At 70.7% G+C, this 13477-nt stretch carries 9 protein-coding genes and 1 pseudogene; 8 read left to right on the top strand and 2 right to left on the bottom strand.

Going from position 1 to position 13477, the window contains the following annotated elements; all coding sequences use genetic code 11:
- From ACFXGX_RS25140 to ACFXGX_RS25125, 4 genes and pseudogenes are all read left to right on the top strand, one after another.
- Positions 1 to 125 (top strand): annotated as a pseudogene (locus tag ACFXGX_RS25140) (slipin family protein); the annotation flags it as partial.
- Between the two features lie 418 nt (positions 126 to 543).
- Positions 544 to 1590: a S1 family peptidase gene (locus tag ACFXGX_RS25135; RefSeq protein WP_384795138.1), complete on the top strand. Its 1047-nt coding sequence runs from the start codon at positions 544 to 546 to the stop codon at positions 1588 to 1590.
- A 275-nt stretch (positions 1591 to 1865) separates the two neighbouring features.
- A complete protein-coding gene (locus ACFXGX_RS25130) occupies positions 1866 to 5630 on the top strand; it encodes a DNA polymerase III subunit alpha (RefSeq protein WP_384795136.1) in 3765 nt (1254 codons plus the stop codon).
- Positions 5627 to 6601, top strand: coding sequence for a hypothetical protein (locus tag ACFXGX_RS25125; RefSeq protein WP_384795134.1), 975 nt, complete (start codon positions 5627 to 5629; stop codon positions 6599 to 6601). Before ACFXGX_RS25130 ends, ACFXGX_RS25125 begins: the two co-directional genes overlap by 4 nt.
- A gap of 49 nt (positions 6602 to 6650) precedes the next feature.
- On the opposite strand, the gene ACFXGX_RS25120 is transcribed toward ACFXGX_RS25125, so the two are convergent.
- Positions 6651 to 7025, bottom strand: a complete 375-nt coding sequence (locus tag ACFXGX_RS25120) for a cupin domain-containing protein (RefSeq protein WP_382789440.1) — start codon at positions 7023 to 7025, stop codon at positions 6651 to 6653.
- 125 nt (positions 7026 to 7150) lie between these two features.
- Between ACFXGX_RS25120 and ACFXGX_RS25115 the strand changes: the two genes are divergently transcribed.
- Both ACFXGX_RS25115 and ACFXGX_RS25110 read left to right on the top strand, forming a co-directional pair.
- A complete protein-coding gene (locus tag ACFXGX_RS25115; protein WP_384795132.1) occupies positions 7151 to 7597 on the top strand; it encodes a MarR family winged helix-turn-helix transcriptional regulator in 447 nt (148 codons plus the stop codon).
- Positions 7598 to 7767: 170 nt separating this feature from the next.
- The gene (locus tag ACFXGX_RS25110) at positions 7768 to 8628 is read left to right on the top strand and encodes an esterase/lipase family protein (RefSeq protein ID WP_384795130.1); all 861 of its coding nucleotides are present in this window, start codon (positions 7768 to 7770) and stop codon (positions 8626 to 8628) included.
- A 159-nt stretch (positions 8629 to 8787) separates the two neighbouring features.
- Here the strand turns inward: ACFXGX_RS25110 and ACFXGX_RS25105 are convergent, their stop codons facing one another.
- On the bottom strand, positions 8788 to 9837 hold the full coding sequence (locus ACFXGX_RS25105) for a lytic polysaccharide monooxygenase (RefSeq protein WP_384795128.1): 1050 nt from the start codon (positions 9835 to 9837) through the stop codon (positions 8788 to 8790).
- 995 nt (positions 9838 to 10832) lie between these two features.
- Here ACFXGX_RS25105 and ACFXGX_RS25100 point away from each other — a divergent pair.
- Together ACFXGX_RS25100 and ACFXGX_RS25095 are read left to right on the top strand one after the other, a co-directional pair.
- On the top strand, positions 10833 to 11267 hold the full coding sequence (locus ACFXGX_RS25100; protein WP_384795125.1) for a hypothetical protein: 435 nt from the start codon (positions 10833 to 10835) through the stop codon (positions 11265 to 11267).
- 17 nt (positions 11268 to 11284) lie between these two features.
- On the top strand, positions 11285 to 13477 hold a 2193-nt coding region (locus tag ACFXGX_RS25095; RefSeq protein WP_384795123.1), incomplete at its 3' end, for a tetratricopeptide repeat protein.

Genomic DNA, 13477 nt, shown 5'->3' with positions numbered 1-13477 from the left:
TGCTGCAGACGGTCGTGGCCGTCGCCGCCGAGAAGAACTCCACTCTCGTCCTGCCCTTCCCGGTCGAACTGCTGCGCTTCCTGGAACGGGCCCAGTCCGGACAGCGGCCGACCGGGTCCGAGTAGTCCGCCGGGCGGAGCAACCGGTGCGGATGCAACCGCCTTACGGGCGAGCCTTCTTGGAATCGCTCCACCTGGGGGCGATATCAAGACAGGCCGGGGTCCCGTCGATCGTGACGGTGTGATGTAGACGCGGTGTTTGCAGTGCGAATCCACGGGCGTGACCACGGACAGTCAGAGCGTACGGTGCGTACGGCTGTTGTCGTACAGGAGTCCTGAAGTCGACCTTGTGTGTTCCCTGTGCGTCTCGGAATAGTGGGTCGAGGAACAACTGGCATGGACGCGACGGTACGGACTTTTCCACCGTGCTCAGCGCCCATGTCGTACGCCTTCAGGTCCCGGAGGTCCCCACAACCGCCCGGACCGACCCCCCACAGGAGGACGTGAGTTGAAGCACCGACGCGTATCGAAGAGGCATGCCCTCATGACGGGTGCGGGCATCGCCGCACTGGTCGTCGCCGGAGTCACCTTCCAGACTGCGAACGCGAGCGAGGTCCCGAGGAGTCCCGCTCCGCACACTCTCTCCGTCACGGCGGCCGGAAAGCTCGCCTCGGACCTCGGCGAGGACCTGGGCGCCGACGCCGCGGGAACGTATTACGACGCGAAGTCCCGGCACCTCGTCGTCAACGTGCTCGACAGGGCCGCGGCCGAAACCGTCACGGTCGCGGGCGCCAGGGCCAGGATCGTCGAGAACTCCCTCGCCGAGCTGGCCGGCGCCCGCACCACGCTCAAGAAGGACGCGGCCATCCCCGGTACGTCCTGGGCGACCGACCCGCGGACCGACAAGGTCGTCGTCACCGCCGACCGCACGGTCTCCGGAGCCGAGTGGACCAGACTCACCAAGGTCGTCGACGGTCTCGGAGCCAAGGCTGAACTCAAGCGCACCCAGGGTGAGTTCAAACCCTTCATCGCCGGTGGTGACGCCATCAGCGGTTCCGGCGGGCGCTGTTCGCTCGGCTTCAACGTGGTCAAGGGCGGCCATCCGTACTTCATCACCGCCGGGCACTGCACCGCGGAGATCTCCACCTGGTCGGACTCCGGCGGCAAGGAGATCGGCACGAACGAGCAGTCCAGCTTCCCCGACAACGACTTCGGCCTGGTCAAGTACACGGCGACCACGGACCACCCGAGCGAGGTCGACCTCTACAACGGCTCCACGCAGCCCATCACCAAGGCGGGTGACGCCACCGTCGGCATGAAGGTGACCCGCAGCGGCTCCACGACCCATGTCCACGACGGCACGGTCAAGGGTCTGGACGCCACCGTGAACTACGGCAACGGCGATGTCGTCAACGGTCTCATCCAGACCGACGTCTGTGCGGAGCCCGGCGACAGCGGCGGCTCGCTCTTCTCCGGCGACACCGCCATCGGCCTCACCTCCGGCGGCAGCGGTGACTGCACCGCGGGCGGCGAGACGTTCTTCCAGCCGGCGCCCGAGGCGCTCTCGGCCTTCGGGGCCCAGATCGGCTGACGGCCTTCCCGTCCCGGCCTCCCCGGGAAGACGGAGCCCCGTCCCCGCGCGTGTCGCGGGTGGCGGGGCTCTCGGGTTCCCGGCCGGGGAGCCCCATGCCGGAGGGGGCGCTCCTCCGGCCGGCCCCGCGGCCTGTGCCGGCCGGTGTTTGCGCAGGTGGGGCCGGGTCCGAGCAGTTGTCGTACAAGTGTTCGAGAATTGGTCTATGGTGGGGGTGAGGTAATTGGGAACAAGTGTTCGAGGGCCGGTAAAGGCTCACAGGTCGGGAGGTGTGCGTGCCGGGATTCACGCATCTGCACACCGCCTCCGGGTTCTCCCTGCGGTACGGGGCCTCGCACCCGGGGCGACTCGCCGAGCGCGCCGCCGAGCGGGACATGGACGCCCTCGCGCTCACCGACCGGGACACCCTCGCGGGCTCGGTCCGGTTCGCCAAGGCCTGCGCGAAGGCGGGCATCCGCCCGCTGTTCGGCGTGGACCTGGCGGTCGGGGAGCCCATACGGGGGGAGCGGCGCCGCACTCCGGTGCGCGGGGGTGCCTTCATCGACGAGTCGACACCCCGGGCGACCTTTCTCGCCCGGGACGGCGCCGCCGGCTGGGCCGACCTCTGCAGAATCGTCACGGCGACGCATGCGGGCGGCAAGGCGGACGGCCCCCCGCTGCTGCCCTGGTCCGACAACCACGCCGAAGGCCTGACCGTACTGCTCGGCCCCGCCTCCGACGTCGGCCGCGCACTCGCCGCGGGCCGCCCCGACCGCGCGGCCGCGCTGCTCGCGCCCTGGCGGGAGATCTACGGCGACGCCCTGCGCCTCGAAGCCGTCTGGCACGGCCGTCAGGGCACCGGCCCCGGCTCCCTGCGTCTGGCCGCCCGCATGGTCGGCTTCGCCGCCGAGCAGCGGGTGCGTCCCGTGCTCAGCAACGCCGTCCGGTACGCCGACGCGGGCCTCGGCCCGGTCGCCGACGTCCTGGACGCCGCCCGCCGGCTCGTCCCCGTCGACCCCCGGCGCGAGCTGGACTCCGGTGAGGCCTGGCTCAAGGACGAGGCCGCCATGCTGGCCGCCGCCGAACGGATCGTCGAGGCGGCGGGCTACCGCCGTGACACCGCGCACCGGCTGCTCGAACAGACCCGGGCCACCGCCGCCGCCTGCCGCGTCGACCCCGAGGACGACCTCGGTATCGGTGGCGTGCACTTCCCCGAACCGCGGCTCGTCGGCGCGGACCGGCGCACCGCCCAGCGCGTCCTCGCCTCCCGGGCGGCGGCGGGCATGGTGCGGCGCGGCTACGCCGGCCGGCGCGCGTACTGGGAACGGATGCACCACGAGCTGGACATCATCGCCCACCACAACTTCGCCTCCTATTTTCTGACGGTCGCTCAGGTCGTGGACGACGTAAGGAAGATGGGCGTCCGGGTCGCCGCGCGCGGCTCCGGGGCCGGCTCCCTGGTCAACCACCTCCTCGGCATCGCGCACGCGGACCCCGTCGAGCACCGGCTGCTGATGGAACGCTTCCTGTCCAAGCGCCGCCCGGTGCTGCCCGACATCGACATCGACGTGGAGTCCGCACGCCGGCTGGAGGTCTACCGCGCGATCATCGGCCGGTTCGGCACCGAGCGGGTCGCGACCGTCTCCATGCCCGAGACCTACCGCGTCCGGCACGCCGTCCGCGATGTGGGCGCCGCCCTCTCGCTGGACCCGGCCGAGATCGACCGGATCGCCAAGGCCTTCCCGCACATCCGGGCCCGTGACGCCCGCGCGGCCATGGACGAACTCCCCGAACTGCGTGAGCTGGCGGGGAAGAAGGACAGATACGGCAAGCTGTGGGACCTCGTCGAATCCCTCGACGCCCTCCCGCGCGGTATCGCCATGCACCCGTGCGGGGTGCTCCTCTCCGACGCCTCCCTGCTCGCCCGTACGCCGGTCGTGCCGACCAGCGGCGAGGGTCTGCCGATGTCGCAGTTCGACAAGGAGGACGTCGAGGACCTCGGTCTGCTCAAGCTCGACGTGCTGGGCGTGCGGATGCAGTCCGCGATGGCGCACGCGGTGGCCGAGGTGGAGCGGGCCACGGGGGACCGGCCGGACATCGACGCGGTGGCGCCGGGCGACCCGGCGACGTACCGGCTGATCCAGTCCACCGAGACGCTGGGCTGCTTCCAGATCGAGTCGCCGGGCCAGCGCGACCTGGTCGGACGGCTTCAGCCCGCGACCTTCCACGACCTCGTCGTCGACATCTCGCTCTTCCGGCCGGGGCCGGTCGCCGCCGACATGGTGCGGCCGTTCATCGAGGCGCGGCACGGCCGGGCGCCGGTCCGCTACCCGCACCCCGATCTGGAGGGGCCGCTGAAGGAGACGTACGGAGTCGTCGTCTTCCACGAGCAGATCATCGACATCGTCGACATCATGACCGGCTGCGGACGCGACGAGGCGGACCGGGTGCGACGCGGGCTGTCCGACCCCGAGTCGCAGGGGCGCATCCGGTTCTGGTTCGCGCAGCACGCGGCGGTGAAGGGGTACGACGCCGAGATCATCGCGCGCACCTGGGAGATCGTCGAGGCCTTCGGGTCGTACGGCTTCTGCAAGGCGCACGCCGTCGCCTTCGCCGTACCGACGTACCAGTCGGCGTGGCTGAAGGCTCACCATCCGGCCGCCTTCTACGCGGGGCTGCTCACGCACGACCCCGGGATGTACCCGAAGCGGCTGCTGCTGGCGGACGCGCGGCGGCGCGGGGTGCCGATCCTGCCGTTGGACGTGAACCGGTCGGCGGTCGCCCATCGGATCGAACTGGTGTCCGAGTCGGGGTTGGGGGCCGGGTCCGAGGCGGGGTCTGGGGCGGGAGTGGAGTCGGGGTCGGGGCTTGGGGCGGGAGCGGGAGTGGGAGTGGGGCCGGGGTCGGGGTCGGGGTCGGGGCTTGGGCCTAAGTCCAGGACCGGGGCCGGGGCCAAGCCCGGGTCCGGGTCCGGGAGTGGGAATGAGAGTGGGAGTGGGGCTGGGGTCGGGTCCGGGTCCGGGGTTGACGGTTCCGTAGGTCCCGTCGGTCGCTGGGGTGTCCGGCTGGCGCTCTCCGACGTGCACGGCATCAGTGAGGCCGAGGCGGCGCGGATCGCGGACGGACAGCCGTACGCCTCGCTGCTCGACTTCTGGGAACGGGCCCGGCCGAGCCGGCCGCTCGCCCAACGGCTCGCGCAGGTCGGCGCGCTGGACGCGTTCGGCGCCAACCGCCGTGATCTGCAACTGCATCTGACCGAACTGCACCGCGGCTCCCGGGGCGCCGGCGGTGGCCAACTCCCGCTGTCCGGCGGGCGGAACACCGCCTCGGCCGGGCTGCCGGACCTGTCCCCGGCGGAGCGGCTGAGCGCCGAACTGGGCGTGCTCTCGATGGACGCCTCGCGCAATCTGATGGACGACCACCGTACGTTCCTGGGGGAGTTGGGCGTGGTCACGGCACGTCGGCTGCGTGAGGCGCGGCACGGTGAGACGGTCCTGGTCGCGGGTGCCAAGGCGGCCACCCAGACCCCGCCGATCCGCTCCGGCAAGCGGGTCATCTTCAGCACGCTGGACGACGGGACGGGCCTGGTCGACCTCGCCTTCTTCGACGACTCCCACGACGCCTGCGCCCACACCGTCTTCCACTCCTGGCTGCTGCTCGTGCGCGGAGTGGTGCAGCGCCGCGGCCCGCGCAGCCTCAGTGTGGTGGGCGCGGCGGCCTGGAACCTCGCCGAACTGGCCGAGCTGCGCGCCGAGGGGGGCCTCGACGTGGTGGCGGCGCGACTGGCCGAACCCGCGCCGCGGAAGGCGGGGGAGCCGGGCGGGCCAGGGGAGCCGGGTGAGCCGGGCGGTCCGCGGGGATCGCGGCGGCCGGGATCGTCGGGTGACGGTGGTCCGTCCGACGGCGGTGGTCCGTCAGGCGGCGGTGGTCCGTCCGGGGGCCGGACGATCCGGATGCCCACGGGGTACGAGATGCACCCCTGGGCCGATCTGCGTCCCGCGGGCGAAGGGCCCGCGGGTGGAAAGAAGTTGTGGCACCAGAGCCCGGGGAGTGCGGGATGACCATCCTTTGCGTACGTTTCACGCTGCCTCCGATGTACGAGGCCGCCCTGCCCCGGCTCCTCGGCGTCCTGGAGGAGTTCACCCCTGTCGTCGAGGCGCTGCCACCCGACGGCGCCCTGCTCGATCTGCGCGGTGCCGAGCGGTACTTCGGGCGCGGCGCCGTCGAGTTCGCCTCGCTCATCCGGGTGCGGGCCATCGCCCTGCACGGGATCGACTGCGTGATCGGCGCCGGGCCCGGACCGATGCTCGCGCGGATGGCGCTGCGGGACGCCGTGCCCGGCGTGCCCCGGGTGGTGCCCGAAGAGCCGGACGCCGTCACGGAGTTCCTCGCCGGCCGGCCCGTCGCCGCGCTGCCGGGCGTCGGCGGCGCCACCGCCCGCACCCTGTGCGAGTACGGCCTCGACACCATCGGCAAGGTCGCGGCCGCGCCCCTGTCCACCCTGCAGCGTCTCATCGGCGTCCGGCCCGGCCGTGAACTGCGCGAGAAGGCGTCCGGCATCGACCGCGGCCGGGTCGTACCGAACGCCACCTCACGCTCTCTGGCCGTCGAACGAGCCTTCCGGAGCGACGAGTTGGACCCCGACCGGCATCGCCGGGCACTACTCTCCGCGACCGAGGAGCTCGGCACCCGGCTGCGCTCCCTGGAGAAGGTCTGCCGCACGCTGACCCTCACCGTGCGGTACGCCGACCGCTCCGCGACCACCCGCAACCGCACCCTCAAGGAGGCGACCGCCCACTCCTCGACGCTGACCGGCACCGCGTACCGGATGTACGAGGCGCTCGGCCTCCAGCGCGCCAGGGTCCGTGTGATCGCCCTGCGCGCCGAGGGGCTGACCCCCGCGGAGCAGGCCTCCCATCAGCTCACCTTCGACCCGGTCGACGAGAAGGTCCGCCGCATCGAGGAGGTCGCCGACCGGGCGCGGGCGAGGTTCGGCCCGCACGTGATCGGCCCGGGGACGCTGGCCGCGTAAGAGACTCCGGGCAGACGGGAAGTGCCGGGCAGGCCGTGCCGGACAGGCCCTAGTTGGCCCAGGGCGGCGTGAGGGTCGTGCCGTCGGCCAGTTCCGCCCGGAGGCCGATGGACGTGGTGACCCAGGAGAGCGCGGCCTCCTGGGTCGGGTTCTCGATGCCGAGGACCGCGCCCGGCGTGATGATCACGGTGTCGCCCGCGGTGATCCGCTCGGTGCGGCCGTCGAGGGTGACCAGCAGTTCCCCGGAGAGGAGATGGAAGATCTCCTCGCGGTTGACGGTGTGCACGGGGGCCTGATGCCCCGCGGGGATCTCCGCGCGCCAGGCGCACAGCTCCTTGCTGCCGCTGCGGGGAGCGGCGTACGAGGTGAAACGGGCGCCGTGGACCTCGTGGACGACGGCTTCGGACGAACGGACGACGGGCACGGGTGCCTCCAGAATCGGCGGGTGTCCGGCCAAGGGCTCGGAATATGGTCAAGCTGCTTGACTACTTGCTTCGAGACGATGGTCAAGCAGCTTGACCGAATAGTCAAGGGTGTTTGAATGCGTTCGTGCAGAACTCCGAGGCCATGGCCCTGTCCGCCGCCCTGCTCGCCGCCGCCGGCGAGCTGACGCAACGTATCCATGAAGGCGTGGTCGCCCGGGGGTTCGAGGGGGTCCGGCCCGCGCACGGCTTCGCCTTCGCGCGGCTGGCGCCGAACGGGGCGACCGTCACCGAGGTCGCGGCTCATCTGGGGGTCACCAAGCAGGCCGCCAGTCAGCTCGCCGAGGAGCTCGTCCGCAAGGGGTACGTGGAGCGGCGGCCGCACCCCGACGACGCGCGGGCCAGGCTCCTCGTGCTCACCGAGCTCGGATGGGCCTGCACCCGGGCGGCCGAAGAAGCGGCCGCGGACGCCGTACGGGCGTGGGCCGAAGTGCTGGGGGAGAGTGAAATGCGCGCGTTGTACACACGTTTGGCGAGCATCGCGCCCTACGGTCCCATCAGGCCCACCTGGTGACGCTCGGTCACCGACGCCGGCCGTCCTGGTTATCACTGAAAGTTTTTACTGACGCGTAACTTCACACGTCTGCTACTCGACCGTAACTTGACGAGTGAACAGCATCCTCGTGATCCGGATCACTGGGCGTACACCCCCACAACTCCCTTGAGCCGCAAGGAGATCACCCGATGCTGCCCTGGAAGCGAGTGCTCAGACCCCTGGCCGCGCTGCTCCTGACCGCCATGGTCGCAGTCGTCCCCGCTGCCACAGCACAAGCTGATTCCGCCCCCAGCAGTGGCTGGAACAACTACTCCTGCAAGCCGTCCACCGCGCACCCCCGCCCCGTCGTCCTCGTCCACGGGACCTTCGGGAACTCCATCGACAACTGGCTGGCCCTCGCCCCCTACCTGACCAGCCGCGGGTACTGCGTCTTCTCCCTCGACTACGGGCAACTGCCCGGCGTCCCCCTGTTCAACGGCCTCGGCCCCATCGACAAGTCGGCCGCGCAGCTCCAGGTCTTCGTCGACAAGGTCCTCGCCGCGACCGGCGCCGCCAAGGTCGACGTGGTGGGCCACTCGCAGGGCGGCATGATGCCCCGCTACTACCTCAAGTTCCTCGGCGGAGCCGCCAAGGTGAACGCCCTCGTCGGTCTCGCCCCCGACAACCACGGCACGACCCTCAACGGATTCACCAAACTGCTCCCGTACTTCCCGGGCGCGGAGAACCTGCTGTCCACGGCGACTCCGGGACTCGCCGACCAGATCGCCGGCTCCGCGTTCATGACCAAGCTCAACGAGGGCGGCGACACCGTCCCCGGCGTCCACTACACGGTCATCGCCACCAAGTACGACGAGGTGGTCACGCCGTACGAGTCGGAGTACCTGAGCGGATCCGACGTCCACAACGTCCTGTTGCAGAACCTGTGCGGGCTCGACCTCTCCGAGCACGTGGCCATCGGGGTCTTCGACCGGATCGCGTACCACGAGGTGGCGAACGCGCTCGACCCGGCGCACGCTTCCACCACCAACTGCGCGTCGGTCTTCAGCTGACCGGCTCGGCGGACCACTCGTCCATGGTGGTCCGCCCGAGCACGCCGGCGTGATCGTCCGTCCGTCCGCGTCCCGCGCCTGCGGAACGCGGACGGCGGGCCACGCAGCCGGGGGCTGTCCGACCTGAGCCGCCGGTCAGCCCCCGGAGTCGTCCGCGGTTCAGCGCACGCGCCGGCTGCCCGGTGTCGCGCGCCGCCGCACGGAGGCGAACAGCGCCGCGGCACCGAGCGCGAGCGTGGCGGCACCGCCGATCGCGATGTACGAGGTGGAGGCGTCGCCGCCGGTCTCGGCGAGACTCCGGGGCGCACCGGCGGCCTCCGGCCGGTTGTCCGAGGCGTCCGCGGAACCAGCGGTGGCCTGGGCGCCCTCGGCCGTACCGTTGCTGTCCTCGGCCGCCGCGGAGGTGTCGGCGCTCGCGGCCGGCTCCGCCGATGTACCGGCGTCGTCGTCACCGTGGCCGTGGTGCTCCACGGTCGACTTGTCACCGCCGTCCTCGATCTGCTTCTCGGAGGGCGCCGAGGCGCTGGGCGCGGGAGCGCTGCCGCCGGTGCCTGTGCCCTTGCCGCCGCTCGCGCCGCCGAACGCCACGTCGGAGCAGGAGTAGAAGGCTTCCGGGCTGTCCGAGCGCTGCCAGACCGCGTACAGGAGCTGCTTGCCCGAGCGCTCCGGCAGAGTGCCGGAGAACGTGTAGAAGCCGCCCGAGGCCACCGGGTCGGTGGCCGTCGCGACCGGGTGCGTCAGGTCGAGATCGCCCCAGCCCAGCGGCTGCGAGGAGTCGTAGCCCGACTTCGTGATGTACACCTTGAACGTGCCCTTGTGGGGTGCGGTCACCCGGTACTTGAAGGTGTACGAGCCACCGCTCACGCTCGTCGCGGGCCAGTCGGAGCGCGCCAGGTCGAGCCCCTTGAACTCGGTGTTGCCGGCGCTGCACAGCTTGCCGTCCGGGATCAGCTCCTGGTGCCGCCCGTTCGCGTCGCCGATGCGGATGCCGTTCCAGTCGTAGAGCGCTTGGGTGCCGCCCGCCGCGACAGCCGCCTTGCAGGCGTCCGACCTGGGGTTCTCCGGCCCTTCCGCGTAGCACTGGGACACCCGGCTCACCGGGTCCCCCATCGACCCGTGCGCCGAGGCGGGCACCGCCGCCAGCGCGGACAGGGCGAGCGGGGCGACACCGAGAACGGCGACGCCGGCGGCCTTGCGGCGTACGGACATGGGGAACTCCTCGAACGGTCCTGATGCGTGGGGTGAGTCCCGCACGGCGCTCCGTGCGGGGATCCCGTGGGGGTGATCAGAAAGCTAGCCCCAAGAATCCGAGAAATCGCCTGCTGAAGGCGGGTGAGGGAGATCCTTATGGTGCCTTTAAGGCAGAGCTAACAGTGGGCTCAGAGTGGACGGTCGGGGAGCCCGGTATGACCTGCTGCCGAGCGCTGCCGCCGTCCGCGGTGGTCCGCTCTCGTCCGTCGGACGTCTCGGTTGGCTCCCCGTATGGCTCCCCATGACCGCCTCTTGAAGCCGTTCTCGCCCCACTTCGCGTCTACACACGGGCAGGGCCTTCCGCAGCTACCGGCGGTCACGTTGGAGCGGGATTCCTCCCACTCCTGGCGCTTGTTGCGCGGGAACTTGTTCGGCGTCGGATGACCCTCGAACGATCCACGCCGAGACGGCGGTGACCTGGGGTCGAGCGGCCGTCCACGGTCGTTGTTGGCCGGTGTGGGCCGCCCTCTGACGGCCCACAGACGGCCCGGCCCAAGCCGCCAGCAACCCAGCCAACCGTTCGACCGAGCCAGTAGATTTACAGTCCGCGCGGTGCTCGGGTCCTGATCTGCGAATGTGCACCTACAGGCGCCTTCCGCCCCACAGTCACCCCACAACCTGCCACACGCTGAGATGGGGCACTGATCTGTGCGTTCATGTACGGGCGGAGCCCCAGTAGCAGCTGTCGTCGATCCCCCTCACACGGTTCACCGGATTGGTGGACCAGCGGACGACGCCCCTGGTACAAGCCCTGACGTCGGCTCGCAACGGGTAGCTGCGCCCCTGCACCTGCTTCGTGATTCCCTCACCTTTCGGGGCGACGGCCCCGGGTAAGCGACTTCCCGGCTGCCGGCCCCGTGGCAGCCGGGCATGGGGTTGTTGTTTCGGCTGATTGGGTGGGCGGTCTCGTCCTAAGCTGGGCTTCTTGTCCGTTGTTTTGTGGGGGTGTTGTCGTGTTGGTCGAGGGACTGATTGCGGTGGCGGCGGCTGGTGGCGGGGCGATCGTGCAGGCGGCGGGGACGGACGCGTGGGCGGGGATTCGCAGTGGTGTCGCGCGGATCCTTGGTCGCGGCGAGGCAGGGCGGGAGCAGGCCGAGCTCGAGCGGCTCGATCAGACCCGGGCCGAGCTGGAGTCGGCCGGTGACGGTGCGGGTGCAGAGCGGGTGCAGACCGTTCTGGTGACCCGCTGGCAGACCCGTCTGGAGATGCTTCTGGAGCAACTTCCCGACGAGGAGCGTCAGCAGGTGGCGGCCGAGTTGCAGGCTCTGGTCCAGCAAGCCCAGGCCCAGGCTCCGGTGCAGAGCACGCACAACGACTTCAGCAATGCGACGTTCACCGACAGCCAGGTTCTCGGAAGCGGCACGCAGAACAACACGATCAACCGGTAGAGGCGCGGGCGGCAGGCATGGGGGCGAAGAAGACATCAGGCAAGCGCAAGAGCGGCGCCAGAGGGGACAAGCGTCCCGGGCAGCGGCAGCGGCCGGGTAGCAGTTTCGCGGGGGCGTCGTTCGAGGGCAGTCAGGTGCTTGGCAGCGGGATACAGAACACGAATTTCAACGTGCAGGCGTACGCGGCGGTGCCGACCGCGCTGAACGCTCTGCCGGGTCTGCCGCAGGAGTTCACCGGCCGCGAAGACGAGATCACCAAGGTTCTGTCCCTGCTCGATCCCGCAAGCAGTGCGGGTGCGACGGTGGGGTCGGTCGCGGGGTTGCCGGGCGTGGGCAAGACCACGCTCGCTTATGCCGTGGGGCATGCCGCGCTCGACAAGGGTTGGTTCACGGGTGTGCAGATGGTGAACCTGCGCGGCTACGACCCGACCCCCGTCCCGCCGGATGACGCCCTGGAGGCGCTGCTGCGAGCCCTTGGCATCGCGGCCGATCACATCCCGCCCACGCTGGACGAACGGGAAGGGCTCTACCGGTCCCAACTTGACGCCCTGGCACGTGAGGGGCAGAGGGTCCTGATCCTGGCAGACAACGCCTCGACATCAGACCAGGTCCGGTCGCTGCTGCCGGCACGTCACCACGCGGTGCTCGTGACCTCCCGGCACACCCTGCCCGGACTCGGCGCTCGCCTGTTCAACCTCCACCCCCTTCAGCCAGATGCCGCCGTGGACCTCCTGCGCCAGCGGCTGGAGGTCGCCGACCCCGACGACAGGCGCGTCCAGGAAGAACCCGCGGCCGCGGAGGAACTCGCCGCACTCTGCGGCTACCTGCCCCTGGCCCTACAGATCGCCGCTGCCCTCCTCGCGGACGACCCCGACCAGCCGCTGTCCGAGCGGGTGCGGATGCTCACCGACGCCGGCAGCCGCCTCGGCGGTCTCGACGACGGCGAACGCAACCTGCGCGCCGTCTTCGACGAATGCCTCACCCGCCTCACCCCTCAGCAGGCCGACCTCTACCGCCTCCTGGGCCTCCACCCCGGCCCGGACATCTCCACCCCCGGCGTCGCGGCTCTCACCGACCAGCCGGCCGACAAAGTCACGCCGTTGCTGCGCCAGCTCGTCCAGGCGCGCCTGCTCATCCAGAACAGCCAGTCACGCGACCGCTGGTACATGCACGATCTCCTGCGCGTTCACGCGCAGGAGCAGGCCCAGATCACCATGGACCGTGGCCGTGCTCCCCGCCGGCGCTATGAACAGGCACGCACCCGGCTCACCGACTACTACGTCCGTCACGCGGAAGCCGCCCAAACCCACTTCCGGCCGCCTGGCAAGGCCGTATCACAGCTGTTCGCAGGACGGGAACAGGCACTGGCGTGGTTCGATGCCGAACGCGAGAACCTCCTCGCAACCACGCACACCCATGCCCGCACCCAGACGGCCCTGAGCCTCGGTTTCGCCCTTGGTCACTACCTGGAATGGCGGCGGCGGCTCCAGGACCTGATCACCGTCCGCGCCCACGCCCTCGATGCCTGCCAGGCACTCGGCGACACTCTCAACCAGGCTGGCGCCTGGAACAATCTCGGCGGCGCGCTGGGCATGCTCCGGCGCTACTCGGAGGCGCACGAGGCCCACCAGACCGCGCTCGACCTCTACCGAGAAGCCGGCGACACCCACGGCCAAGCCAGCGCCTGGAACAACCTCGGCGGCGCGTTGGCCATGCTCCGGCGCTACTCGGAGGCGCACGAGGCCCACCAGACCGCGCTCGACCTCTACCGAGAAGCCGGCGACACCCACGACCAAGCCACGGCCTGGAACAACCTCGGCAGCACGCTGGGCAAGCTCGAACGTCACACCGAGGCGCACGAGGCCCACCAGACCGCCCTCGACCTCTGCCGACAGACCGGCAACGCCCACAGCCAAGCCCGCGCCTTGAGTAGCCTCGGCGTCACACTCCAAAAACTCGAGCGTCACTCGGAGGCGCACGAGGCTCACCAGGCTGCCCTCGACCTCTACCGAGAAACCGGCGACACCCACGGCCAAGCCAGCGCCTGGAACGACCTCGGCAGCGCGCTGGGCAAGCTCGAGCGTCACTCGGAGGCGCACGAGGCCCACCAGGCCGCCCTCGACCTCTACCGAGAAACCGGCGACACCCACGGCCAAGCCAGCGCCTGGAACGACCTCGGCAGCGCGCTGGGCAAGCTCGAGCGTCACTCG

This window comes from Streptomyces sp. NPDC059371, from assembly GCF_042751995.1.
Classification (GTDB): domain Bacteria; phylum Actinomycetota; class Actinomycetes; order Streptomycetales; family Streptomycetaceae; genus Streptomyces.
The sequence above is the reverse complement of the archived record's forward strand: the minus strand, read 5'-3'. Positions and strand labels throughout refer to the sequence as shown.